The sequence below is a fragment of the Thalassobaculum salexigens DSM 19539 genome (assembly GCF_000423805.1).
Lineage (GTDB): Bacteria > Pseudomonadota > Alphaproteobacteria > Thalassobaculales > Thalassobaculaceae > Thalassobaculum > Thalassobaculum litoreum.
This window is the reverse complement of the sequence record NZ_KE384094.1, coordinates 513,194-538,926: the sequence shown is the minus strand read 5'-3', so window position 1 is coordinate 538,926 and position 25,733 is coordinate 513,194. Positions and strand designations below refer to the sequence as shown.

Annotated in this window: 21 protein-coding genes; 12 read left to right on the top strand and 9 right to left on the bottom strand. The window is 67.4% G+C overall.

What is annotated here, in order from left to right; all coding sequences use genetic code 11:
* The first annotated feature begins 9 nt into the window (after nt 1–9).
* The 5 genes from G578_RS0117670 (at nt 10) to G578_RS0117650 (ending at nt 6,067) form a co-directional block, all read left to right on the top strand.
* The gene (locus G578_RS0117670; protein ID WP_028795374.1) at nt 10–1,245 is read left to right on the top strand and encodes a M20 family metallo-hydrolase; all 1,236 of its coding nucleotides are present in this window, start codon (nt 10–12) and stop codon (nt 1,243–1,245) included.
* Nucleotides 1,242–2,036: a 2-keto-4-pentenoate hydratase gene (locus G578_RS26890; RefSeq protein ID WP_038015159.1), complete on the top strand. Its 795-nt coding sequence runs from the start codon at nt 1,242–1,244 to the stop codon at nt 2,034–2,036. Before G578_RS0117670 ends, G578_RS26890 begins: the two co-directional genes overlap by 4 nt.
* Nucleotides 2,036–3,259, top strand: a complete 1,224-nt coding sequence (locus tag G578_RS0117660; RefSeq protein ID WP_028795373.1) for an oxidoreductase — start codon at nt 2,036–2,038, stop codon at nt 3,257–3,259. Before G578_RS26890 ends, G578_RS0117660 begins: the two co-directional genes overlap by 1 nt.
* A gap of 173 nt (nt 3,260–3,432) precedes the next feature.
* Nucleotides 3,433–4,470, top strand: coding sequence for a ligase-associated DNA damage response exonuclease (locus tag G578_RS0117655; protein WP_028795372.1), 1,038 nt, complete (start codon nt 3,433–3,435; stop codon nt 4,468–4,470).
* Nucleotides 4,471–4,483: 13 nt separating this feature from the next.
* Nucleotides 4,484–6,067, top strand: coding sequence for a cisplatin damage response ATP-dependent DNA ligase (locus G578_RS0117650; protein ID WP_028795371.1), 1,584 nt, complete (start codon nt 4,484–4,486; stop codon nt 6,065–6,067).
* 115 nt (nt 6,068–6,182) lie between these two features.
* On the opposite strand, the gene G578_RS0117645 is transcribed toward G578_RS0117650, so the two are convergent.
* From G578_RS0117645 to G578_RS0117630, 4 genes are all read right to left on the bottom strand, one after another.
* The gene (locus tag G578_RS0117645) at nt 6,183–6,527 is read right to left on the bottom strand and encodes a PilZ domain-containing protein (protein ID WP_028795370.1); all 345 of its coding nucleotides are present in this window, start codon (nt 6,525–6,527) and stop codon (nt 6,183–6,185) included.
* 147 nt (nt 6,528–6,674) lie between these two features.
* Nucleotides 6,675–7,718: a pentapeptide repeat-containing protein gene (locus tag G578_RS28615; protein ID WP_051244972.1), complete on the bottom strand. Its 1,044-nt coding sequence runs from the start codon at nt 7,716–7,718 to the stop codon at nt 6,675–6,677.
* Between the two features lie 95 nt (nt 7,719–7,813).
* Entirely contained in the window at nt 7,814–8,689 is an 876-nt protein-coding gene (locus G578_RS0117635; protein ID WP_028795369.1) for a dimethylarginine dimethylaminohydrolase family protein, read from the bottom strand.
* Nucleotides 8,690–8,705: 16 nt separating this feature from the next.
* Entirely contained in the window at nt 8,706–10,238 is a 1,533-nt protein-coding gene (locus G578_RS0117630; RefSeq protein ID WP_028795368.1) for an acyl-CoA synthetase, read from the bottom strand.
* A gap of 156 nt (nt 10,239–10,394) precedes the next feature.
* Here G578_RS0117630 and G578_RS26880 point away from each other — a divergent pair, with 156 nt between their 5' ends.
* The gene (locus G578_RS26880) at nt 10,395–11,492 is read left to right on the top strand and encodes a mandelate racemase/muconate lactonizing enzyme family protein (RefSeq protein WP_051244971.1); all 1,098 of its coding nucleotides are present in this window, start codon (nt 10,395–10,397) and stop codon (nt 11,490–11,492) included.
* 298 nt (nt 11,493–11,790) lie between these two features.
* Nucleotides 11,791–13,452: a sensor histidine kinase gene (locus G578_RS28610; protein WP_051244970.1), complete on the top strand. Its 1,662-nt coding sequence runs from the start codon at nt 11,791–11,793 to the stop codon at nt 13,450–13,452.
* Between the two features lie 24 nt (nt 13,453–13,476).
* Here the strand turns inward: G578_RS28610 and G578_RS0117615 are convergent, their stop codons facing one another.
* A complete protein-coding gene (locus G578_RS0117615; protein ID WP_028795367.1) occupies nt 13,477–15,171 on the bottom strand; it encodes a pre-peptidase C-terminal domain-containing protein in 1,695 nt (564 codons plus the stop codon).
* Nucleotides 15,172–15,679: 508 nt separating this feature from the next.
* Between G578_RS0117615 and G578_RS0117605 the strand changes: the two genes are divergently transcribed.
* From G578_RS0117605 to G578_RS0117595, 3 genes are all read left to right on the top strand, one after another.
* A complete protein-coding gene (locus tag G578_RS0117605) occupies nt 15,680–16,225 on the top strand; it encodes a PAS domain-containing protein (protein ID WP_084618994.1) in 546 nt (181 codons plus the stop codon).
* Nucleotides 16,226–16,345: 120 nt separating this feature from the next.
* Nucleotides 16,346–17,233: a TauD/TfdA dioxygenase family protein gene (locus tag G578_RS26870; protein ID WP_051244969.1), complete on the top strand. Its 888-nt coding sequence runs from the start codon at nt 16,346–16,348 to the stop codon at nt 17,231–17,233.
* Nucleotides 17,234–17,355: 122 nt separating this feature from the next.
* The gene (locus G578_RS0117595) at nt 17,356–17,991 is read left to right on the top strand and encodes an NIPSNAP family protein (protein ID WP_028795365.1); all 636 of its coding nucleotides are present in this window, start codon (nt 17,356–17,358) and stop codon (nt 17,989–17,991) included.
* 223 nt (nt 17,992–18,214) lie between these two features.
* Here the strand turns inward: G578_RS0117595 and G578_RS26865 are convergent, their stop codons facing one another.
* From G578_RS26865 to G578_RS0117580, 3 genes are all read right to left on the bottom strand, one after another.
* Nucleotides 18,215–18,853 (bottom strand): TRAP transporter small permease subunit, encoded by a 639-nt coding sequence (locus G578_RS26865; protein ID WP_038015157.1) that lies wholly within the window; start codon nt 18,851–18,853, stop codon nt 18,215–18,217.
* Nucleotides 18,854–18,866: 13 nt separating this feature from the next.
* A complete protein-coding gene (locus G578_RS0117585) occupies nt 18,867–20,237 on the bottom strand; it encodes a TRAP transporter large permease (RefSeq protein WP_028795364.1) in 1,371 nt (456 codons plus the stop codon).
* 107 nt (nt 20,238–20,344) lie between these two features.
* On the bottom strand, nt 20,345–20,632 hold the full coding sequence (locus G578_RS0117580) for a winged helix-turn-helix domain-containing protein (protein ID WP_028795363.1): 288 nt from the start codon (nt 20,630–20,632) through the stop codon (nt 20,345–20,347).
* 287 nt (nt 20,633–20,919) lie between these two features.
* Here G578_RS0117580 and G578_RS0117575 point away from each other — a divergent pair, with 287 nt between their 5' ends.
* Nucleotides 20,920–22,905: a hypothetical protein gene (locus G578_RS0117575; RefSeq protein WP_028795362.1), complete on the top strand. Its 1,986-nt coding sequence runs from the start codon at nt 20,920–20,922 to the stop codon at nt 22,903–22,905.
* Nucleotides 22,906–22,907: 2 nt separating this feature from the next.
* Nucleotides 22,908–24,554 (top strand): glycoside hydrolase family 19 protein, encoded by a 1,647-nt coding sequence (locus tag G578_RS30225; protein ID WP_051244968.1) that lies wholly within the window; start codon nt 22,908–22,910, stop codon nt 24,552–24,554.
* 31 nt (nt 24,555–24,585) lie between these two features.
* On the opposite strand, the gene G578_RS0117565 is transcribed toward G578_RS30225, so the two are convergent.
* A complete protein-coding gene (locus G578_RS0117565) occupies nt 24,586–25,716 on the bottom strand; it encodes a sn-glycerol-3-phosphate import ATP-binding protein UgpC (RefSeq protein ID WP_028795361.1) in 1,131 nt (376 codons plus the stop codon).
* Between the last annotated feature and the right edge of the window lie 17 nt (nt 25,717–25,733).

Genomic DNA, 25,733 nt, shown 5'->3' with positions numbered 1-25,733 from the left:
GAGGACCCCATGCCGAAGATCAATGCCGAGCGCCTGCTCGCCGACCTGGACCACCTGCGCACCATCGGCGGTGTAGAGACGGGCGTGATCCGGACCGCGCTCAGCGAGAAAGACATGGAGGCCCGGCGCTGGCTGAAGAAGCGCTTCGAGGAGGCCGGGCTGGAGGCGACCATCGACGGTGTCGGCAATGTTCTCGGCAGGACATCGAAGCCGGGGCCGGTCCTGCTGATCGGCAGCCATTCCGACACCCAGCCCCGCGGTGGCTGGCTCGACGGCGCGCTCGGCGTGGTCTACGGCCTGGAGATCGCCCGCGCCCTGTCCGAGGATCCGGAGACCGCGAACCTCGCCGTCGACGTGGTGTCCTGGCAGGACGAGGAGGGCTCGTTCCTGGGATGCCTGGGCAGCCGGTCCTGGTGCGGCGTGCTCGATCCCGAGGCGGAGAAGGCCGCCACCGGCCGCGACGGCACCAAGCTGACCGACGCGATCGCCGCCGCCGGCCTGACCGACGTGCCGCGCCTGACCATGGAGGAGAACCGCTACCTGGGCTATCTGGAGGCGCATATCGAGCAGGGCGCCTATCTGGAGCAGGCCCAGCAGCATGTGGGCGTGGTCACCGCCATCGTCGGCATCCGCGCCATGCGCTTCAAGTTCCACGGCGAGCAGAACCACGCCGGCACCACCACGATGGCCCGCCGCAAGGACGCCGCGACCGCGCTCTACGAGCTGGCCTACCGGGTGAACCAGGAATTCCCGTCGGTCGCCGGCGAGCGCACGGTCTGGACCATGGGCCGCGCGGTGGTGCAGCCGGGGGCGGCCTCCATCGTGCCGGGCTATGCCGAGCTCGACCTGCAGTTCCGCGACCAGGACGAGAGCATCCTCGACCGGTTCGAGGAGATCGCCGCCGCCATCGCCGACGACATCAACAGCCGCGGCAAGGCCCGGGTGGAATACACCCGCTCGCGCCAGCCGGTGCGCCCGTCGATGATGGATGACGGCTTCCAGAAGCACATCGCCGTCGCCGCCGAGGCCACCGTACCGGGCAAGTGGCAGTCCATGCCCTCGGCCGCCGGCCACGACCCGATGGTGATCACCGCCAAGCTGCCCTGCGCCATGCTGTTCATCCCGTCGATCGGCGGCATCAGCCACGACTTCGCGGAGGACAGCGACCGCGGCGATATCGCCATCGGCTGTCAGGTGCTGGCGGACGCGGCCTCCAGCATCCTGCAGGAGCGGCGCAACGGATGAACCCGGACCGTCAGGCCGACCTCGCCGACCATCTGGTCAAGGCACGCACCGGCGGGGCAGCCACGCCGCTGCCGCCGGCCGAGCTGGAGCCGGAGAGCGTCGAGGACGGCTATGCCGTCCAGGCCCTGGTCCACGACCGGCTGGAGGCGGCGGGCTTCGGCCCGCGTACCGGCCACAAGATCGGCTGCACCACCTCGGTCATGCAGGCCTACCTGAAGATCGACCATCCCTGCGCCGGTGAGGTCTTCGGCTCGACCGTGTACGAGCACATGGCCACCCTGCCGCTGTCGCGGTTCCACCGGGTCGGGGTGGAATGCGAGATCGCCGCACGGCTCGGCGCGGACCTTCCCGATACCGGCGCGCCCTATGACCGCGACGGCGTCGCTCCCGCTGTCGAGGCCCTGATGCCGGGGATCGAGATCGTCGACGACCGGTACACCCACTTCCCGTCCTTCTCCGCGCCGGTGCTGATCGCCGACGATTTCTTCAATGCGGGCGTGGTGCTCGGCGATCCGTTGAAGAACTGGCGGGACCTCGACCTGGACGGGATCGAGGGCGAGATGTTCGTCGACAAGGTCCGCGCCGGCTCCGGCCGTGGGCGCGACATCCTCGGCCATCCGATGAACGCGCTCGCCTGGCTCGCCAATCACCGGATCGCTCTCGGCCGGCCGCTGCAGGCCGGGGAGTTCGTCATGCTCGGCAGCGTGGTCAAGACGATCCATTTCACCGAACCGGCCGAGGTGCTGATCCGCTTCGAGCATCTGGGCGAAGCGCGGGTGCGCTTCACCTGATGGCGGAAAGCGCCGCCGCGCTCGCCGATCCCCTGACGCTGCGCTGCGGCGCGGTTCTGCGGTGCCGGATCGCCAAGTCCGCCATGTCCGACAGCCTGGGCAGCGGCACCGGCGAGGCCACGCCGGAACAGGCGGCGCTGTACCGGCGATGGGCCGAGGGCGGGCTCGCCCTGTCGATCGTCGGCGAGGTCCAGGGCGATCCGCATGCCCTGGAGAACCCGGGGAACCTGGTGCTGCATGCGGACAGCAACATCGATGCGCTGCGCGAGGTGACCCACGGGGCGACCGGCGACGGGGCCCATCTCTGGGCGCAGCTCGGCCATGCGGGGGCGCTGGCTCATGACGGGGTCGGGCGGCGCGTCGGTCCGTCGGCATTGGCCCTGGACGGCCTGACCTGCGACGCGCTGACGGTGCAGGAGATCGAGGCGCTGCCGGCGCGCTATGCGGAAACCGCCCGGATCGCAAAGGCGGCGGGCTTCACCGGCGTGCAGGTCCACGCCGCCCATGGCTTCCTGCTCAGCCAGTTCCTGTCGCCCCTGTTCAACCGGCGCGGTGATCTTTGGGGCGGCAGTCTGGAGAACCGCATGCGGTTGCCGCTGGCGGTGGTCGACGCGGTGCGCGAGGCGGTCGGATCCGGCTTCCCTGTCGGGGTGAAGATCAACGCGACCGACGGACTGGCGGGTGGGCTGACCGAGGGGGAGAGCCGTGATGCCATCCGGACCCTGGACGCTCGGGGGGTCGATCTGCTGGAGATCAGCGAGGGAACCTATTTCCCGGGCGCGCCGTCCTCCTCGGAGGGCGACGGCGGCGGGGTTCATGGCTTCTGCCGGCGGGTCCGGTCGGAGGTCGCCGTACCGGTCATGGCGGCGGGCGGCTTCAAGACGCGAGGTCAGGCCCTGGCGGCGATAAGCGCGGGAATGGTCGACGTGGTCGGGGCGGCCCGTGGCTTCGTGCTGGATCCGGAACTGCCGCAGCACTGGCTGGAGGAACCGGGCGAGGATCCGGCCTTTCCGAGATTTACCGGCCCGCTACCGCCGGGCGGCATCACCGCCTGGTACACGATGCGGATCGCGGCACTCGCCGCCGGTGCGCAGGCCGACTACGACCACACGCCCGAGACAGCCTTGGCGGCTATGACCGCCCGCGATCTGGACCGGGCCAATCGGTGGCGGAAGAGCTTCGGGAGGCCTCGCGCGAGTTCCGCACCCGCGAAAATGTCGTGATGCGAAATTGGTGATCGCCGAGCTCGGCCCGCTGGGTCTGCCGCCGACCGCATGCATTGCCATCACGTCGGCTGTCTCGGCCGCAAGGCGCGCCTCGGTGACGTGAGAGACCGGCGGCGGTGCGGTGAGCGGCCGCCGTTGACGGGGGCCGGGGACGGCCTACCCTTGCGCCCATGACCGCCAGCATCGCCGCCCCCCATCCCCAGACCTGGATCGAAATCCGCCCGCAGGGTCTCTTCTGCGTGCCCGGCGGGTTCTATGTCGATCCGGTGCGGCCGGTGGACCGGGCGGTGATCACCCACGGTCATGCCGACCACGCCCGCGCCGGCCATGGCGCCGTCGCCGCAACCCCGGAGACCCTGGCGATCATGACCGCCCGCTACGGCGCGGAGCCGGAGCAGAGCCGCCAGGCCGTCCGCTACGGCGAAAGCCTGAAGATCGGCGACGTCACGGTAAGCCTCCACCCGGCCGGTCACGTACTCGGCAGCGCCCAGGCGTGCCTGGAGTACAAGGGCGCGCGCATCGTCGTCTCCGGCGACTACAAGCGCCGGGCCGACCCCACCTGCGCCGCTTTCGAGCCGGTGCCCTGCGACGTGTTCGTCACCGAGGCGACCTTCGGCCTGCCGGTGTTCCGCCATCCCGACGACCGCGCCGAGATCGCCAAGCTGCTCGACAGCGTCGCCCTGTTCCCGGAGCGCTGCCACGTCATCGGCGCCTATGCGCTGGGCAAGGCGCAGCGCCTGATCGCCCTGCTGCGGCAGGCGGGATGGCAGCGGCCGATCTACATTCACGGCGCGCTCCAGGCGCTCTGCGACCTGTACCGCGACCATGGCGTCGAGCTGGGCGAGCTGCTGCCGGCGACGGCCGGGCAGAAGGGCGTGGCGCGCGACGAGTTCAAGGGCGAGATCGTGCTGGCCCCGCCCTCGGCCATCGCCGACCGCTGGGGCCGCCGGCTGCCGGACCCGGTGGTGTGCATGGCGTCCGGCTGGATGCGGGTCCGCCAGCGCGCCCGGCAGCGCGGCGTCGAGCTGCCGCTGATCATCTCCGATCATGCCGACTGGGACGAGCTGCTTGACACCTTCGACGACGTGGGCGCGCCGGAGATCTGGATCACCCATGGCAGCGAGGAGGCGCTGATGCATGCCGCCTCGGCGCGCGGATACAAGGCGCGGGCGCTTGCCCTGGTCGGCTACGAGGAGGAGGGGCAGTGACGGGACAGACGGTATGAAACCCTTCGCCGAGCTGCTGGACCGGCTGATCTACACCCCGTCGCGCAACGCGAAGTTGGCGCTTCTGGTCGCCTATTTCCGCAGCGCGCCCGACCCGGACCGGGGCTGGGCGCTGGCGGCGCTGACCGGTGGGCTCGGCTTCAAGGGGGTGAAGGCGGGCGCGGTGCGCGAGCTGGCCATGCGCCGGGTCGATCCCGTGCTGTTCGGCTGGTCCTACGACTATGTCGGCGATCTGGCGGAGACCACCGCGCTGATCTGGCCACAGCGGCCGACCAACCGGGACTGGCCGTCGCTGACCGAGGTGGTGGAGCGGCTGCACGCCGCCAAGCGGGCCGAAGCGGCGGATGTCGTCGAGGAGTGGCTGGACCCGCTGGACGCGACCGGTCGCTGGGCGCTGCTGAAGCTGATCACCGGCGGGTTGCGGGTGGGGGTGTCGGCCCGGTTGGCGAAGGTGGCAATGGCCGACTATGGCGGCGTCGATCCAGCGGAGATCGAGGAGCTGTGGCACGGGCTGGAGCCACCCTACGAGGAGCTGTTCGCCTGGCTCGACGGCCGCGCCGAACGGCCCGACCTAGAGGACCGGCCGATCTTCCGACCGCCCATGCTGGCGCATCCGCTGGAGGAGGGCGAGGCGCTGGCGCTGGACCTGAGGCAGTTCCGGGCCGAATGGAAATGGGACGGCATCCGGGTGCAGATCGCCGCGCGCGGCGGCGAGGTGCGGCTGTATTCCCGCACCGGCGACGATATCGGGGCGACCTTCCCCGACATTCTCGACCATGTCACCTTCCAGGGCGTGCTGGACGGTGAGCTGCTGGTGGTCGCCGGCGGCGAGGTGCGGCCGTTCAACGAGCTGCAACAGCGGCTGAACCGCAAAACGGTCAGCGCACCCATGCTGAAAAAATACCCTGCCTTCGTGCGACTCTACGACATCCTGTTCGACGGCGAGGAGGATCTGCGCGAGCTGCCGTTCGACGACCGGCGGCAGCGGTTGGAGTCCTTCTTCGCCCGCGAGGCGCCGCAGCGCATGGACGTGTCCGACCTGGTCTCCTTCGAAGGGGCGGACGACCTTGAAACGCTGCGGGTGAGCGCGCGGGGCACGGCCACCGAGGGGCTGATGCTGAAGCGAGGCGACGCCCCTTACGTGGCCGGCCGCCCCAAGGGGCTCTGGTACAAATGGAAGCGCGGGCCGCTGACCGTCGACGCGGTGCTGATGTATGCCCAGCGTGGTCACGGCAAACGCTCCTCCTATTATTCCGACTACACCTTCGGTACGTGGCGGCAGAACCCGGACAGCGGAGCGGGCGAGCTGGTGCCGGTCGGCAAGGCCTATTTCGGCTTCACCGACGAGGAGCTGAAGCAGCTCGACAAATGGGTGCGCGACCACACGGTGAAGCGCTTCGGCCCGGTGCGCGAGGTATCCCACGGGTTGGTGCTGGAGGTGGCCTTCGACAGCGTCCACCGGTCGACGCGGCACAAGTCCGGCGTGGCGATGCGCTTTCCCCGGATCTCTCGGATCCGCTGGGACAAGCCGGCCGGAGAGGCCGACCGACTGGACGCGCTGGAGCGGATGATCGAGTAGCGGTCGAGCAAATCACGATCGGCTGGAAGCATCCGTCCGTGTGAAATTGCATTAACTCTAACGTGTTAGAGGGCGACTCACTGTCCAGACCGCTTCGCTCTGAACCGGTCGCGCTCTATAGCAGGATCTCCAGCAGGTCGCCGGCGATGTTGTGGCCAAGGACCGGGAAGGTGCAGCCGATCTGACGGGCGTTCCTGTCGACCCAGACGATCTCGGTGTTCAGGGTGAGGGGTCGCGCGGGGCCGCCGGTCAGCACGCCGACCATCTCGGAGCCGGGCGGTGCAGGCTTCTCCGTCTCGCCATAGGCGATGCGCAGACCACCGAGGGAGATGTCGAGCACCCGGTAGGCGGCATTGCCGGTCTTGAAGGCGTAGCCGTGTAACCGGACACGGTCTGCATGGCGCCGCTCGCTAGGCGGGGTCGGGTCCGGCTCGTCGCGATCTGCAGGCCCGCCGTTCATTCGACTGCCCCTCAGTTCGTCCACTTGAAGACGATAGTATTCAACCTTAGGGAAAAGATAAAGCCGCCGTCTTCGCGCGAGACTGGGTGCGAGGGCGGCGCGGGTCGCGAGATTCGGTTCGACCGGCGGGGTCAGGGCCGGAAGGGGTCAGGGATAGACGTCGATGCGGGTTTTCAGCTTCGTGGTGCCGTTGCGCGACCGCACGATCAGCTCCTTGGTCTGAGCGTCGCTCAGATCGACCCCTTCCAGCACCGCGCCGGTCAGGTCGGCGCCGCGCAGATCGGCCTCGGTCATCGTGGCTCCGGTAAGATCGGCGCCATGCAGGTCGGCCCCGGCGAGATAGGCGCCGGTCAGGTTGCTGAACCTCAGATCCGCCCCGGACAGGTCGGCGCAGGTGAGCTCGATATAGGCGAGGTTCTTCTTGATGAACTTCGCGCCCTTGAGGATCGCGCGCTGGCCCTCGCGGCCTTCGCTCATCACCCATTCGATATGCGCGGCGAGCTTGCCCTGGGTCGGCGTGTCGAGCTCGGCTAGGCCGAAGAACCCCTTCGCGCCCTCCAGATCGGCGCCCTCCAGATTGGCGCCCACCAGCTTGGAGTTGCGCAGATGCGCGCCCTTCAGCTTGGCGCCCGAGAGATCGGCACCGCTCAGGTTGGCGCCGGAGAGATTTGCATCCTCGAGGCTCGCGTCCTTCAGGACCGCCCCTTCCAGGTTGCACTCGAACAGGTTGGCGCGGCGCATGTTGGCGCCCGCGAGGACCGCCTTGCGCAGCTCGGCGCGCTCCAGGTCGGCGTCGCTGAGATCGGCATTCTCCTGCACACCCGGCAGGGCGGAGGTGGCCGGGCCGAGATCGGCGCCGCTGAGGTCCACCTTCTTCATGTTCGAGCCCTTCATCCGCACGCCGCGCATGTCGGCATTGCGCATGTTGGAACCCTCGAAGGTGCACACGCTCATGTCGCAGAGTTCGAAATTGGCCTCCTGGAAATTCACCCGCCAGAAGGAGCAGTTGATGAAGATGCCGCCGGTGAAGGCCGAATTGTGGATGTCGATATCCGTCGCCTGAATGCCGGTCAGGGTGGCATCCATCAGGTTGATGCGCTCGCCCGACTTCGGATTCTGAAGATAGCGCTCGTGCTTCTCCACCAGTTCGGTGAAGGAGGTACGGTCGATCCTGAGGCTCTTCGATACCATCGGCGGGTGACTGTCCTCTTGAGGCGGGTGCTTGGCGCCGGACCGAGGCCGCTCCTACCGGGCCGAGGCGCGGCGGGGACGACGAAGAGACCGGTTCAGCCTGCCTTGACGGACTCTCTCCTGAGTGGCTGCGACAGACATCTCGGCCCGCCGCCCGCGAGCGTGAACATCGTCAGGGCAGGATCGTATACTTTGATGCCGAGACTGCGCAATTGCGCGTTGGCCGTTTCGGCTTCCGCCGACGAGATAACCCGGTCGTCGCCGAGCGACAGGCAGTTGCCGGCGAGCCGCATGGCGTCGGCATAGGTCGTCGGCACCGCCTTGATGCCGAGTTCGGCCAGCCAGTTCACGATTTCCGGTTCGACCACGTCGGTACAGACCAGCGCCAGGGACTCGGTCACCATGGAAATCAGCAGGTCCAGGTGCAGGAAGTGTTCGGCGATCGGGACAATCCGGCACTCCCAGCCCTCAGCCTCGAACCAGGCCTTGGCCTGCTCGGCGCCCTCCTTGGTGGTGCGGTTGCCGGACATGCCGATGGCGGCCACACCAGGGCGCAGAAGGTGGACGTCGCCGCCCTCCAGCGAGCCGGCGGTCACCCAGTTCCAGATCGGGATGCCGGTCTTCTGATGGAAGCGGACGGTCGGGGCGACCTCGCCGCGGCGCTGCTCGCGCTGCATCTGGCCTATCAGCACGCCCCAGGGGGTCACGATGGCCGGATCGCGGGTATAGACGTGGTAGCGCAGGGCCGGGTCGGGGTCGACCATATGCACCCGCACGCCGGCATCCTCGAACGCCGCGACGAAGGCGGCGTGCTGGTCGGCGGCGAGCTTGGCGTCGAAGGTGATCCCCTTGCGCAGGGTTTCCTTGGCGACTGCGTTGGCGCCGAACCAGCCGAAATGCTCGGGCGAGCGAAGGGCGACGTCGCGCAGCACACCGTAATCGGTGTCGCAGCCCCAGGGCGTATTGTCCATGCGGGTTCCCGTTCGGTTAGTCGGCCGCGGGCGCGGCCAGTTTGCGGAGTTCGGTTTTTAGAATCTTGCCGTAGTTGTTTTTCGGCAGGTCGTCCACCAGGAGGTATTCCTTCGGCCGCTTGAACCGGGCGATGTTCTCCAGGCACAGGGTGTCGAGTTCGGGCGGCGTCACCGTCTGGCCCGGATGCGGGCGCACGAAGGCCACCACCTCCTCGCCCCAGTCGGGGTGCTCGCGGCCGATCACCGCGGCCTCCAGCACGGCCGGATGGCGCAGCAGCACCTCCTCCACCTCCCGCGGGTAGATGTTGGTGCCGCCGGAGATGATCACGTCCTTGGAGCGGTCCTTCAGGGTGAGGAAACCCTCCTCGTCGAAGCTGCCGACATCTCCGGTCCACAGCCAGCCGTCGCGCAGGGACGACGCGGTGGCCTCCGGATTGTTCCAGTACCCGACCATGACCACATCGCCGCGGCAGATCACCTCGCCCGGCTCGCCGACCGGCACGTCCTTGCCGTCCTCGTCGACCACGCGGACCTCCACGTCTGTCCGCGGGAAGCCGGTGGAGCCGATCCGGGCCTCGTAGCGCGGGTGGCCGGTGTCGGTGAAGATATGCTTGGGCAGGCCGGTGATGGTCATCGGTGCCTCGCCCTGCCCATAGATCTGCACCAACTTCGGACCCAGGACTGCCAGCGCGCGCTTGACGTCCTCCAGATACATCGGTGCGCCGCCATAGACGATGGTCTTCAGGTTCGACAGGTCCGCCTTGTCGATGTTCGGCGTGTTGATCAGCCGGGTGACCATGGTCGGCGCGAAGAAGAACGAGACGCCCGGCCAGCGCTCGATCAGCGCCAGGGTCTCGGCCACGTCGAAGCCGCCGGATTTCGGCACCACCGTATTGGCGCCATGGGCCACGTGCGGCAGGCCGTAGAGACCGGAGCCGTGGCTCATCGGCGCGGAGTGGATGATGCTGTCGGTCGGCAGGATGGTGTCCACGTCGCCGTAATAGTTCATCACCGCCGACATCAGGTTGCGGTGGGTCAGCATCGCGCCTTTCGGCCGCCCGGTGGTACCCGAGGTGTAGAACAGCCAGGCGAGTTCGGTCGGCTTGGTGTCGGCCAGCGCGGCCGGCTTGCCCGCGCCGAGCGATGCGTAGTCGGCACTGTCGGTGGAAATCAGGTGCTCCAGCGCCGGGGTCTCGCCGCGGATGCCGGCGAGGTCGGCGGCCAGCTCCGGGGTGGCGAGGCAGGCCCGGCTGCCGGAATTCTCCAGGATGAAGGCGTGTTCCTTGGGATGCAGCTTGGCGTTGACCGGCACCGCCGCCAGCCCCGCATGCCAGATCGCGTAAAGGGATTCCCAGCATTCCGGGCTGTTCTTCATGACCAGCGCCACCCGGTCGCCGTCCTGAAGGCCGAGCTCCCGCAGACCGCCGGCGAGGCGTGCCACCCGGTCGGCGAAGCCGGCATAGTCGCAGAGCGTCTCGGTGCCCAATGACAAAGCCGGCCGGCCGGCGAAGCTCCGCGCCACCTGGGCGAGCACGGTTGCCTGGTTCATCCCTCTTCCTCCTCGGTTTCCTGCCCCTGGACCGCCGCCCGTCTTGCATCGCGGATCGGCGGGCGACGGTACCAGCGCGGTACGAGCGGGGGTAGAGCCCGTCCGCGCGCCCGCCTATCCTGATCGCAAAATAGATAAGCAGTGGGAGGAAGAGGGATGCCCGCCACCGATCGCAGGATCGCCGATATCCGGGTGCATAAGCTGCGCGCGCCGTGGATCGACCCGCCGCGCTGGTCGCCGAGCTACAGCCGGCTGCGCGAGTTGATCGTCGTGGAGGTTGAGACCGCCGGAGGGGTGGTCGGAATGGGCTATCTGCAGATCCTCAACGGCGGGCTGGAGACCATCGCCGCCTGTATCGAGGAACTGGTCAAACCCCACGCGCTGGGCCGCGACGTGACCGAGGTCGAGGCGCTGTGGGAGGAGCTGTGGCGCGCGAATTACTGGATCGGTCGCATGGGCATCACGGTCATGGCTCAGTCGGCCCTGGACATCGCCCTGTGGGACGCCACGGCGAAACTGGCCGGGCTGCCGCTGTTCCGGCTGTGGGGCGGATCGGCGAAGCGGCTGGAGGCCTATGGCAGCGGCTGCTGGCGCGGCCTCGGCGGCGACGGCATGGTCGACAAGGCCAAGCGCTATGTCGAGCGCGGCTTCAAGGCGATCAAGATGCAGGCCGGCCATCTCTACGACGACCGCACCGACATCGCCCATGTGGCCGCCATGCGCACGGCCCTGGGCGAGGGGACGGAGATCTGCATCGACGTGAACATGGGCTGGACGGCCGACCAGGCGATCGCCGTCGGCAGGCGGTTCCAGGATCACGGCGTGTACTGGCTGGAGGAGCCGGTCGACTGCGAGGACACCGCGGGATATTTCCGCATCGCCGACGCGCTGGACCTGCGGGTGGTCGGTGGGGAGACCCACTTCACCCGCTACGACCTGCGGCCGTTCTTCGCCCATCCCAAGATCCCGATCCTGCAGCCCGACGTGATGCGCGGCGGCTTCACCGAGTTGCGCCGAATCGCGGCGATGGCGCAGACCTCGGGCATGCGGATCGCGCCGCACCTCTTCCCGGAACTGATGGTCCACCTGATGGCGGCGATCGCCAATCCGCACTGGATCGAATATGTCGACTGGATGGAGGATGCCTGGGTGGAGCCGATCTTGCCGCAGGCAGGCGTCTACACCCCGCCGGAACGGCCCGGCCACGGTCTCGTCTTCAAGCCGGACTTCCTGTCCGAGCATAAGCTTTCCTGAGGCTGGTTGTTGACCGTCGATCGCAGGATCGGCCTGCCGGCGGGTAGGCGAGGCGGGGCCCCGTCGCCGCCGATCTGATGGACCCTCGCCGGTATGTCCTGCGTCCTGTGCACGCGGGTCCTAAGCGTGCCGACGGGTGCCGGGCACGGGCGACGATCTTCAAGGCAATGACCTGAAATGTGCGGAAACTCACAAACGCTGCGGCGCTTTGCCGGTTCTCATCGCGATGGTAGCGTCGGGGCATGGGGCGAGGATGGAAGAGTCAGCAGTGACAGGCAATAACGGGGACCAGGCTAGGGTGACTCGGGCGACCGGCTCGCCCGCATGGAGGCTGTTCGTTCCGGTCGGCGCCCTGGTGCTGTTTGCGGTGGCGCTGGCGGGCGGCGCGTTGTGGCTTGCGGTCGTCGAGATCGACCGGACCGCGGCGCGCTCCTCCAACCGCTTGGCGCGCACCGCCATCGAGGATGTCACGCGCGACATGGGTCTTTTGGCCAAGGACTATGCCTATTGGGATGTGACGATAGAGAACGTTCTGGTCGATTTGGACCGACCCTGGGCGGAGAACGATCTCGGTACCTACATCTCGGAAACCTTCGGGGTCACCGGTACGATCGTCATCGATGAGGCTGACGGCGTTGCCTTTTCCTGGACCCATCCGGATCGGCCCGCCTTCCCCGACGACGCTGCCGGGCGGGTGGTGGGAGACCTGGCGGCCGTGATCGGGCAGGCGCGGGCGTCGCCAATGGACAATCCGGATGGGCTGCCCTGTCTGGTGCGCACGGCGATGGGGCTGTACGTCGCCGGTGTCGCGGCGATCACGCCGGAGAAGCCGACACTGGAAGAACTGGAGCCGCGTCCGCGTCCGATCCTGATCGTGTTGCGGCCGCTGGACGACGCCTGGCTGGCCCGTACCGCCGAGCGCTTCGCGCTGAGCGACCTGCGGATCGTCTTCGATCTTGAGACGGCCTCCGAGCAGGCGGTGCATCTTTTCCGGTCGGATGGAACCGAGGTGGCCATCCTCGACTGGGAGCCCCCGAAGGCGGGGCTCGACGCCCTGCGGGACCTCGCCGTGCCGGCGGTCGTGCTGCTGATCCTGGCGCTGGCTGCGGGCGCGGTGGTGATCACCCGGGCGATGCAGGCTCAGCATGCGCTGGTATCGCGCGCGCAGGATCTGGCGGACGCGAATTCGGATCTGGTGAACCGCGACCAGCAGGTTCGCTCGGCCCTGCAGCGCGCCGAGCACGCGACCCGGGCGAAGAGCGCGTTCCTTGCCCGTATCAGCCACGAGATCCGCACGCCGCTCACCGCCATCATCGGCTTCTCGCAGATCCTGAAACTGCAGCACCGTGCGAACCAGGAGAAGACCCGCGAGCAGGAATATGCCGAGATCATTCACGAGAGCAGCCAGCACCTGCTGGCCCTGGTGAACGACCTGCTCGACCTGTCGAAGATCGAGAGCGGCGGCTTCGAGATCAACGAAGGCTGGGTCGACATCGCCCGCGAGATCGCCTCGATCAAGACGGTGCTCGGGGTCGAGGCCGACCGCAAGGGGGTCAGCCTGCAGATCGACGTACCGGACGAGGTGCCGGCGCTCTACGCCGACGCGAAGGCGATCCGCCAGATCCTCACCAACCTGGTTTCCAACGCCCTGAAGTTCACGCCCCAGGGCGGGCAGGCGGTGGTCCGGCTTGAACCTGCTGCCGACGGGGCGCTCTCCCTGGCGGTGGCCGATACCGGTGCCGGCATCGACCCGCAGGATCAGAAGACCATCTGGGAGCCGTTCACCCGGGCCCGGAACCCGGCGCTGTCCCAGGCCGAGGGAACCGGTCTCGGGCTCTACCTCGTCAAGATGCTGGCCGAACTTCACGGCGCCGAAGTCGGGCTGGAGAGCGAGCCCGGCAAGGGAACGGTGGTCAGCGTGGTGTTCGGCCCGGAACGGGTTCGCGATATGACGGCCTGATCCGGGATCGCCGGCGGCGGCGGCTCAGAGCAGCCCGAAAGGATCGGTGGAGAGCGGGCCGTCGGAGAGCAGGGCGACCTGAACATCGGCGAAGGTCGCCGGATCGCGGTCGGCCAGATCCACCCCGGCGGCGAGGTCGTCCATGGAGGCGGCCGTTGCCTGGGTCAGGTCCAGCGTATAGCTGCCGGTATGTCCCAGATAGCCGTCGACCTCCAGGTAGTAGGTCCCGGCGACGGGCGCGGTGAAGGCCAGGTGCGCATCGCGGCCGGCACCGCCGTCGAAGTCGTAGGCCACGTAGTGGCCGTCGGCATCATAGACGAACAGATCCGGGTCGAAGAGCGTCCCGCCCTCGCCGGACGCGCCGCGCAGCTGGACCACCACGGTCTGTCCGGCGGTCAGCTCGGTCGCGTACCAGTCCCGGTCGCCGTCGGCGCCGATCGACGCGCTCGCTGACTGGCCGACGCCGACCTGGCCATGGGTCGCCGTCGAGCGGGACAACTCGGTGCCGTCCTCCGCCTCCGGGGCGAAGCCGACATGCGACAGTCCCCGGCCGCTCGTGGGACGTCCTTCGGCGGCGCCGGCGGTGATGTAGTGTTCCGTCGCTCTATCGCGGTCACCGTCGAACACCGCCGCCAGGTCCGGATTGGCGGCCAGGTATTCGTCGGCGTCGAAGGTCACGTTGCGCCCCTCCGAGCGACCGCTGTCGAGGTAGTGGCTGGCGGCCGCTTGCCGGTCTGTCCCCATGGTCGCCCGCAGGTCGGCGTAGGAGGCCAGGTATTCCAACCCGTCGAACTCGGCGATGCGGCCCTCCCACACGCCGTTATGGATGAAATGGTCGCGGGCGGCGACGATGTCGCGTCCGAATGCCGCCTCCAGATCCGAATATGAGGCGATGTATTCGAGCCAGGAGACGTTCGGGTCCACATGGGCGGCGAGGGTGTAGGTCACCGATCCCGCGTGATCGAGCAGGTAGTAGGTGGTCTGATGGTCGGCCGGATCAGCGGCGGAGCGTGGACCGTGGCCGCCCTGCTGCAGGGCATCGACGACCTCATCGAAGCTCAGCCGGTTGCCGGTGGTGGCCTGGACCAGCGCCTGCATCGTCGCGACGGTCGCGGCGACCTGCGGCGCGGCGAAACTGGTGCCGAAATCGCCCTGATTGGGGAAGCTCTCGCCGTCGGCGAGGATGTGGACGCCGCCACCGTAGTTCTGGGAAAACCAGGACGGGTTGCCGTGGCCGTCATGGCTGCCGACGGACAGCACGTTGGCGAAGCGGGCCGGATACATGGGATACTCGAGATAGGTCCGGTATCCCCCGTTACCCGAAGCGGCGACCGAGTAGATGCCCTGGTCGTGCAGCAGGGAGATCTGCGAGCGGAAATAACTCGTCCAATAGGAGGAGTATCCGCCGAAGCTCATGTTCACCGAGCCGATCTGCCAGCCTTCGTTCGCCAGATTGTTGACGTCGTGCAGGGCGTTGCGGATGGCGATGCTGGAGATCACCGAGCCGCTGTTGTTCGAGATCTGCAGGTCGAGGCGTTCGAGCTGCCCATTTGTCACCTCGACCGCCTCGGCGACCCGGGAGCCGTGCGAGCTGATCCTGCCGCCGTCGGTATCGCTGTCGCCGCCGTAATAGTCGTAATCGAAAATGCTGTATCCGTAGACGGCCTCCGTCTCGTAGGTCACGCCGCTGTCGACGATCGCCACCGACCAGTTCCCCATGGTCCCATCCCCCCGGACTCATAGCGGTGCACGACATCGGGGAAGATGCGGACCGACAGACGGGAGGGAAGGCAGGCACCGAAAAGGTGCTGGCACTCCCGTCGTCTGTCGGTGTCGAGTCTTTGAGGCCGCGATCCCCCGAATGCGTCTCCCGCCAAAACTATGAGGTAAATATCGGGGAGAGTCTCAGAATTGATTCGTGGTAATCATCACGTTGACTCGATGCGACGTGAACGAGTTCTTTGTAGTGTTTGTATGTCTGTCATGATGTTGATGGGGGAATACGAAGCCATACGACGTTCGGCTATGGCGCTGGGCTGCCTGGTCTCGCTGGAGCCGGTGCGGACGCGGCTGCGTCCCCGGCTCGTGGGCCTCGAAGACTGAGGCCCGAGCGCACGGGTGGACCGGGTAGAGTAACGCCGCGTTAAGGAACAGTCCTTAGAGTCAGGACGTCCTCTTCCCATCGGCAGCTTGGTGCGCGAGGGGGTGCGCACGGTCGGGAGTCCAGATGAAAACACTCAAGCGTTCATCGCAGGCAGGCTCCTTCGACGACTCACGCGAGCACGACGTCGTCGATCACTGCGACCACCCCATGGTCGCCGGCTTCGCGGACCTTTGGCACGGCAAGCGGGGATCGCGTGCAGTCCCGGACCGGGCCGATTTCGAGTTTGAGGAACTCGCCCCCTGGTTCGGCCATGTGATCATCATGGATATGCTCGAGGACGCAGCGGATTTCCGTTACCGTCTAGTGGGGACGGCGGTCACCGGGTTCCTCAACCGCGACTACACCGGCCGGACCGTGATGGAGAGCAACTACAGCGGCGCCCAGCAAAAGGTGCTGGACACGTTTCGTCGACCGGCGCGCGAGGGACGTCCGGTGTTCCGCCGGGGGTATGTGATCTGGGCGGTCGACAAGTCGTGGCGCACCTATCAGAGCGTCCACTGTCCGATCACCGCCGGCGGCACGGGCATCGCGATGACCATCGGCGTGCTTTACTTCAGCCTGGACCCGGTGATGGCGCCGGACGGCTTGCCCCGCGACCACTGGGGCTGACCCTTGCGCTGCACACGGACCGGCGCGACTCCGTGTCTTGCGGCGGCTGCGGTGTTGGCCCAGGCTTGCTTCAACCAATGACGGGCGTCCCGACGAGGACCTCGCGAGGGAGGAGCACCCATGACGGCCTTTACCATTGCCTCCGTGCATGACGAATTCGGCGCACGCCTGACCGGCCCGGACCTGAAGCGGCCCCTGACCGATGCCCTGGTCGAAGAGATCCGCGACGCCATCGACGCCTATTCGTTTCTCGTCTTCCCCGGTCAGCACCTTCAGGACGACCAGCAACTGGCCCTGACCCGGGCGCTCGGCGAGCCGGAGGCGAACCACGTCACACTCGGCACGACCGGCCAGGTGGAGCATTTCCACACCATCGGCAACGTGATGGAGGACGGCACCAAATACGGCAACGACCATCAGCGCACCGTGTTCCAGACCGGCAACAACCTCTGGCATTCGGACTCGTCGTTCCGCTCGGTGCCGACCTTCGTGTCGATCATGTCCGCCCATGAGGTGCCGGCGCAGGGCGGGGAGACGGAGTTCGTCAGCGGCCGTGCCGCCTATGGCCGCCTGCCGGTGGACGAGCAGGCCCGGCTCGACCCGCTGGTCTGCATCCACGATTACGTCTATTCGCGCTCCAAGGTGGCGCCGGTCTCCGAATCCCACGCCGCCTCGCTGCCGCCGGTACGCCAGCGGCTGGTCCGGGCCAATCCCCGCACCGGCGCGCGCAACATCTATATCGGCTCCCATGCCAAGGAGATCGAAGGCTGGAACCACGACGAGAGCCGGGTGCTGCTCGACGCGCTGCTGGCCGAGGCGACCCGTCCGGCCTCGATCTACCGCCATCCCTGGCAGGCCGGCGACCTGGTGATCTGGGACAACCGCTGTCTGCTGCACCGCGGGGCCGGCTACGACGCCGACGCCTACCGCCGCCGCATGCGTCAGACGCGGGTGCACGGCATCTGCAACACGATGGAGGAGGCGGTCCCGCCGCTTGCCGCCGAATAGGCACCCGTGCCGACTTGGACGGTACTGCCCGTCCGCGACCGACCCGATGATGGCCACCCGATTGATCGCGTATTGAACGACCGCCGCCGGCGATGCCCGGCGGCAGGAGGAGGGAGACCCGAATGATCTATGAACTGCGCACCTACACCACCCCGGCAGGCAAGGCGCCGGAGCTGGCCCGCCTGTCCGGCGAGATCGGCCGGCCGATCCGCGGCAACGACTACGGCACGCTTGAGGGCTACTGGCTGACCGAGATCGGCGCGCTCAACCAGGTGCACCACCTGTGGTCCTACAACGACCTGAACCACCGGGCCGAGCGCCGCGCCGCCCTGGGCGAGAACGCCGACTGGAAGAACAAGTACCTGACCCAGGCCGGGCCGCTGATCCTGCGCCAGGACATCCGACTGCTGAACCCGATGAAGCCGCTGGCCCCGCCGTCGGGCGAGGGCCACATCTACGAGTACCGCTACTACCGCACCAAGGTCGGCAAGGCGAAGCCGTGGCTGGAGAAATTCCTGGCCGTGCAGCCGGCGCGCGAGAAGTACTCCAAGAATGTCGGCATCTTCCACACCGAGGCCGGGCAGCCGAACGAGGTCTCCCACATCTGGGTCTATGACAGCTTCGAGCAACGCATGGAGGCCCGCAACGCCTGTGCCAAGGACCCGGAATGGCAGGCCTTTCTGAAGGACGCCGGTGGCTTCCTGGAGGAGATGCACTCGGTCCTCTGGTTCCCCTCGGCGCATTCGCCGATGAAGTGAGGGCAGCGGGCTTTTCGGGATATCGGACACCCCTGGGCCTGTTCCCGGGGGTGTTTCCATTGCGGATGTCGCTCCCTACGAACCCTTTCTCTCTCATTCCCTGGATTGATTCCGGGGCCTACGGCAAGGCCTCGCACGACCCCATGCGCCCGAGATGCGAAAGGGTGGGCCCCGGAATAAATCCGGGGAGTGAAGAAGGGGGAATGAGGGGAGGCGCCCCCTCTCAGTTGAACGCCGAGAAATTCCGTTCGGTGATCGCCTCGGTCCGGGTCTCCTGTGCCAGTTCCGGCGGGCCGAACAGGCGTACGAAGACGCGCAGCACCACCGACAGCCCGGCCAGCAGCAGCAGGCCCGGTCCCAGCACCATGAAGAACTTGATGAACCAGCGCTCGCCGATGCCGTTGGTCTCGCCCGCCGTCTCGTCATGCACCCAGGCGATCCAGAAGAAGTCGAAGCAGTCGGCGGTGAAGATCGCCACGAACGGCAGCAGCAGGAACAGCCCGCCCAGGAACTCCACCCAGAGCCGGCCCCGCTCCCCCAGCTTTCCGCGCAGCATGTCGAGCCGCACATGGGCGTTGCAGGCGCAGGCATAGCCCAGCGCGCAGAGCATGATGATCGCGTGCAGGTGCCACTCCGCGTCCTGCATCGCCGGCGAGTTCAGGTAGAAATGCAGGTCGCTCTCCATCACGAACTCGAACTTGCGCAGGTAGCGGCGGGCCAGCGCGTCGAACAGGATGATGGCGATCAGCGGCAGGAACAGCCAGGACACCGCCTGGCCGACCCATACCGCCGGCCGCTCCAGTGCGTCGGCGGCGCGCAGCATGTGGCGCCAGGGGGTAGGTCGGTCGGGGCGGGCGGTCATGGCGGTCCCCTCCTCAGTCGATGAACAGCCAGTGCGGCAGGGCGGTCACCAGTTCCGGCTCGGCCATGACGATGGCGACGCAGAGCATCTGCAGGATCACGAAGGGCACGATCCCCACATAGATCTGCCGCATGGTGATGGACGCCGGTGCCACTCCCTTGATGTAGAACAGCGACAGGCCCATCGGCGGCGTGAGGAACGAGGTCTGCAGCGTGATCGCCACCAGCACGGCGAACCAGTACAGCACGTCGCCCTGGGCGATATGCGGGCCGAAATCCAGCGGGGCGACGATCGGGCCGAAGATCGGGATGGCGATCAGCATGATCTCCAGCACGTCGAAGAAGAACCCCATCAGGAAGATCAGCGCGATCACCATGATCAGGATGCCCCAGGCGTCGAGCTGGGCGGCGTCGATCAGCAGATAGACGATCTCGTCGCCGCCCAGGATCCGGAACACGAAGGCGAAGCTGGTGGCGCCGATGAACAGCACGAAGATCATGCCGACCGTCATGGCCGAGCGGTGCAGGCTCTCGCGCAGCCGTCCGTCGCGCAGATTGCCGCGCAGCCAGGCCAGCAGCAGCGCGCCGCCAGCCCCAACCGCCGCCGACTCGGTGATGGTGGCCAGGCCGGACAGCACCGAGCCCATGACCAGGAAGATCAGGATCGCCGGCGGCACGATGCCGCGCGCCAGCACGCCCCAGAACTCCCGCGGGTCGCGGTCCTTCGGCGGCGGCGGGAGGCGGGGCGCCGCGCCCTTCACCAGGAAGGCGTAGCCGGCGATGTACAGCAGGTAGAGGCCGGAGAGCAGCAGTCCCGGCCAGATCACCGCGGCGAACAGATAGCCGAAGGAGATCTGCATCATTTCGCTGAGGAACACGATCAGGATGCTGGGCGGGATCAGGATGCCCAGCGTGGAGGAGGCGGCGATGGTCCCGAGCGCCAGGGACGGCCGGTATCCCGCCTTCAGCATGGTCGGCAGGGCGATCAGGGTCAGCATGATGACCGAGGCGCCGACCACGCCGGTGATGGCGGCGAAGATCACCCCCATGAGGGTCACCGCCAGCGCCATGCCGCCGGGCACGGGCCGCAGCAGCATCTGCAGCGCCTCCAGCAGGTCCTGGGCGATGCGCGAGCGCTCCAGCATCACGCCCATGAACACGAACAGCGGCACGGCGATGATCTGCAGGTTCTCCGCGATGCTCCACACCCGCGGCACGAAGACGAAGAACTCCGGATAGGAGAACACGTCCAGCCCCATGCCGATGAAGCCGAACAGGATCGCCGTCCCGCCCAGCGCGAACCCGATCGGGTAGCTGGTGAAGACGAGGCCCATCAATGTCAGGAACATGAAGAGCGGCAGCAGATCGATGATCAGGTCGGTCAAGCGGGCTTCCAGGGCGAAGACGGTCGTCGGGAATTAGGCCCGGTCCGGTGCGATCCGGCAACCGGATCTGCGCGTTCGGTCCGGCATACGGATCGCGTGGGCGGGCCTCAGACCCGTCCGATCGGCCCGATGAAGGAATAGCCGACCGCATGGGCCGAGGGGATCGGGGCCTCGACCTCCATGGTCGCCTCGATCTTGCGGCGCAGGCGGCGGACGGCCTGGTCGACATCGCGATGGTCGGGTAGGTCGACCGTCTTACCGAGCCGCTCGGCGATCTCGTAGCGCGAGACTGGCTCGCCGGGCCGCTCCCCGGTCGCCGCCAGATTCCGCGCGGCCTCGGCCGGCGCAGGCGCGCCATCCGGGGCGACCAGCTCCGCGCGCGCCAGCAGCGTCACAGACGCTCGTGTTCCGTCCACGGAGACCATCGGCTCGGTCGGCCGAATGCGGGTGGATTGGGAAGAGTGATCTTGCATCGAGTTTTTGTTGGATAATATGAACTCTTTTAAATTGTATATAAATAGGTTCTATTCTCTCAAATGGTGGGCATCGGGGGTCGACCCGACCTGACTGCGATATGCGGCGACGAAACGTGCCATGCCAAGGAGGCGACGAACCAACAGGCGGGATCACGCACCGACGGGTGACCGGTTGGGTCTGAGCATGCAAGCTGGGGGGCTTTGATATGCGACGAGAATTCCTTGAGAAAGGCATTGCCGATCCGATTCTGCGCAAGGCCGCGCTGGGAGCGGTGCTGAGCGCAAGCCTGTTCATGACGTCCTGCAGCGGGGTGCTCGTTCCGGTTCACGCACCGGACTCGGTGAGTCGGCCGGCCTTCATGGCGGTCGACGACAGCTTCGCGGGCAACCTTCCCCAATCGATCAAGTACGCTAATGACTGGCGCGCGGAGCTTTACCAGTCCGTGGACAACCAGACGAAGGTCCGTTCCGGTCTGGCACTGACCCTGATCCCGTTGACCGCGACGCTTGTGTATCTCGGGATCAACGGCTCTACCACGGAGCTTTTCTCCGGGCTCAGCATCGGTGGCGCCACCGCCTACACGGCGAGCACCCTGTTCGTCGACGGTGTCCGCGACCGGATCAACATGGCGGGCGCCAAGGCCCTGACCTGTGCGGTCGCCAGCGTCGGTCCGATGCTCGTCACGAAGGGCGAGTACGAAAGCTTTACGACAAGTCTCTACGGCACAGCGTCGGCTCCGGGCCTCACTAGCCGCATCGTCAGCCTGGAAGGCAAGCTCGCCAGCGTTGGGGTGGCGGCGGCCGTGCAGAGAGACGCCCAGGCGGCGATCGCCTTCGCCCGGACCGCGCGGGAGGCCGGCTTCGCCCTCGACGGCGACCTGAATCGGGCGGCCAGCGAGCTGGTCACGACCGTCGATGGCATCGTCAATCAGGTGAACACGCAGATCGTCGCCCGGCTCCCGGACCCGACCCAGATCCTGAGCGCCGCGAGATCAATCAACTCGGCCGGCCTGTCGCCGCTCGGCAGCTTCACGCCGCCGCAACAGGACGACGATTCGCGGGGAGGAACCCAGGGCGGCATCGGCTTTCTACTGCAACCCGCGGTGGATCCGGGCGGCGTCTCCGCAGCCATCGAGTCCGAGACGGCGGAGCTTCGGCAGGCGGCCGAGGCGGTCAACCGGTTCGTCGAGATCGTCAATGCCCGCCGCGCCAAGGTAGGCTCGCGGGATGCCTGCACGGTCGATCAGGTCGATACCAACTTCTCGGTGACCCCGGCCACCACCGACGTCACCCTGACCCCCGGCACGCCGTTCGAATTCTCGGTGCAGTCGGAGGGCGGCATTCCGACCGCCCAGATCGTCGGCAATCGGCCGGCCGGGCTCAATGTCGATATCGGCGTGGCCGGCGGCAGCTACACGGTCACGGTCGACCCGGTTCAGGGCACGGTCGCCGAGGGCGCGACCGCGACCCTGCTGATCGCCGAAGCCAAGGGCCCCGGCAAGGCGCTGGTCAAGCTGGTCGTGCCCGGCAACAAGCCGGCGGAGACCAACGCACTGACGGGTGGACCCTTCGCCTGTTCGAACATCGCGCAGGTCGATGAGACCTTGGCTCTGGCACCGCAGACACCGCTGGAACAGGAGCTCGTCTCGGCCGGCGACCCGGACGGGCCGGAAAAGGAACGCAAGAAGAAGAATGTCAGGGCCCTGCAGACGGCGATCGGTCTGACCGGAACCGCCGTAGACGGAACCATTGGAAAGACGACGCGTAGCCGGCTTTGCACCTGGCTTACCGCCAACGCCAAGGACATTGCCAATCCGGTGGCCGTGTTCACCGAGCCGGTGGTCCAGCTTCTTGGGGTGACGTTGGAACAGCCGCCCGCGACAGCTACCGTGGCGCCTGCAGGGCCGCAGAGTACGTTCGAGGATGCGCTCGCCGCGAACGAGGTGGCGGTGAAGGAGATCCAGGCATCCCTCGGCGTGACCCAGAGTGGCAAGATCGATGCGGCCACCCGGTCAGCGGTCGCCGCGCATCTCAAGACGATCGGCTTGCCGATCGCGGATCTCGAGAGCACCTGGCCGGAGGGGCTGCTCAGCAAGCAGCTCGTCGAGAGCATCGTCACAACACCCTCGGCAGCCCTGGCGGAGATCCTGGCGGCGGCCAGCGATGGCGACTATGCGCCGCGCGGTAACTGATCATGGCCTGCGAGGAGGACATCCGGTCGGCGATTGAAGCCCTGTCGCAGCTGGGGCCGGCAGGCGACGCACTGCGGGCGGCCCATCCGTGGATGCGAAACGAGGGCTTCCGTGGTCTCGCCATGGGGATCAACACGGTGAACGGCAACAGCACCGGCGAGCTGGTGCTGAAGGTCTTCATCGACCGCAAGCTTCCGGTAGACGGCGACGAGGACGCCGTCCCCGCGATCCTGCGCCTCCCCGGCCTAGACGCGGCGATCCCGACCGATGTGGACGAGGTGGGTGAGCCGGGGCTCCAGTTCACCCAGCCGGCGGCCGGCGGTACCTCGATCAAGATTGAAGGCGGGTTGCACGGCACCTTCGGCTGCCTTGTGACGCCGCGCCGCGGACCCTCAGGTCTGTTCCTGCTGACCAGCGCCCACGTAATCGGCTATTCTCGGCTCAGGCCGGCGGCGCCGGGGACGCCGGTCTTCGAGGTCGCGCGAAATGGCGACCATCGGGTGATCGCCGCTCTGACGGCCTACAAGCCGCTCAACTTCAATCCGGCCGGCCTGACGCAGATCGATGCGGCGATCGCCCGGATCACCACCCCCGCGATCACCGCCGACATTGACGGTCGCGGTCCGCCAAAGGGGGTCAATCCAAGTCCTCAGATCGGCGACAAGCTGTTCGCCTATGTGGACGGCGCCTGGAAGGCTACGACCCGGGTGACGACCCTGAACGCCATGCTGCACAAGATCAGGATGCAGGACGGGACCGCCGTCCGGTACATCAACTACGGGGGCATGATCACCTGCAATGCCTTCACCAAGGGAGGAGATAGCGGGGCGCTGATCGTCGATCGCTACCACAACGCCGTCGGTCTGGTGGTCGGGGGCGATCATGCAGACCGTGCCGATCCGCAGACGTATATCTGCCCGATGGACCGCATCCTGCAGCATTTCGGCGTGGAGCTCGTAACGCGCGACAGCATCGGCAGGACGCAAGGGGCGAGCCCGTCGACGAGCGCGTCGACCCCTGCCTCGCCCGTCGCGTCCGCAGGCGCAGCCGCCACGCTGACCCTCGAGAGGTTGAAGAAGATCGCCAAGACCGGCTTCGACCGCAGTGCGGCCCGCAACATCGACAGCCACATGATCCACGTTCGGGACGGGCTGCGCGAGGAGGGGCTGGACGACCGCGACATGATCCTGATGGCGCTGGCAACCATCAAGGCCGAAACCGCCGGGTTCGTGCCGGTCTCCGAGCCGCCGCACCGTTACAATACCTCCAAGTTCGGCAGGCCGGGTCAAGGGGCCGATTACGATCTCTACGAGGACCGTGGCAACCTGGGCAATACCGAGCCGGGCGACGGCAAGCGATTCCGTGGGCGCGGCTTCATCCAACTGACGGGCCGCTTTAACTACGACGAGGTCGGCGGCCGCATCGGCGTGGATCTGATCGCCGACCCGGATCGAGCCAACGATCCGAAGACAGCCGGCCGCATTCTGGCGTCTTTCCTGAAGCAGCGCGAAGGGCGGATCCGCGCCGCTCTGACCGAGGACAGGATGGCCGACGCCCGCGCCCTCGTGAACGGCGGGCGCCACGGACTGGAGCGGTTCGAGACTTGCTACGACACGGTCGCCGACGTCTGGGACCGGACGGTGGTCTGAGCCAGAGCGGTCACCGCGAGCCGGGTCTGACTCAGGCCGTCGCCCTGTAGCCGGACCACTGCTCCTTGTCCGCCCGGCCGCTTTCGCCGGCCAGCCGCTTGCCCGTCTCCACGTCGAACAGGTGAAGGCGGGACGGATCGAAGGCGATATCGACGGCGGTGCCGAAGACCGGCGGCGTCTTGTCGGTGGCGTGCATGATGATGTCCTGGCCGCCGAGAGTGCCGTGAAACAGCCGACCCATCCCCAGCTCCTCCAGGAAATCGAACTTGGCCGTCAGGCCGGACCCGCCCGCAGCGGGGCCGTGTCGGATGTCCTCCGGCCGGATCCCGAGGGTCACCGGCCGGCCGACGCGCCCCTGGGCCAGGGCGGTCGGGATCGGAACGTGCTGGCCGTCGGCGAGTTCCACATGCTGTCCGCTCTCGGTCATCCGGCCCGGCAGCAGGTTCATCGGCGGCGACCCGATGAAACTGGCGACGAAGGTGCTGGCCGGCCGGTCGTAGACGTCGCTCGGCGCGCCGACCTGCTCGATATTCCCCTGGTTCATGACCACCATCCGGTCGGCCAGGGTCATGGCCTCGATCTGGTCGTGGGTCACGAAGACCGAGGTGGCGGCCAGGCGCTGGTGCAGGTGGCGGATCTCCAGGCGCATCTGCACCCGCAGCTTGGCGTCCAGGTTGGACAGCGGCTCGTCGAACAGGAACACCTTGGGCTCGCGGATCATCGCCCGACCCATGGCGACCCGCTGGCGCTGACCGCCGGAGAGCTGGCCCGGCCGGCGGTCGAGATAGTCCTCCAGACCGATGGCGGTGGCCACCGACTGCACCCGCGCGCGCCGCTCGGCCTTGCCGATGCCGGCGATCTTCAGGGCGTAGCCGATATTCTCCGCAACGCTCATGTGCGGATACAGCGCGTAGTTCTGGAACACCATGGCGCAGCCGCGCTGGCGCGGCTCCAGATCGTTGACCACGCGGCCGCCGATGGCGATCTCGCCGCCGGAGATCGCCTCCAGCCCGGCGATCATCCGCAGCAGGGTGGACTTGCCGCAGCCCGACGGTCCCAGGATCACCACGAACTCGCCGTCGCGGATGTCGAGGTCGACGCCGTGGACGACCCGGGTGTCGCCATAGGATTTCTCGACCCGGCGGATGTTGATATCGGCCATGCCGCTCTCCTTGCTGA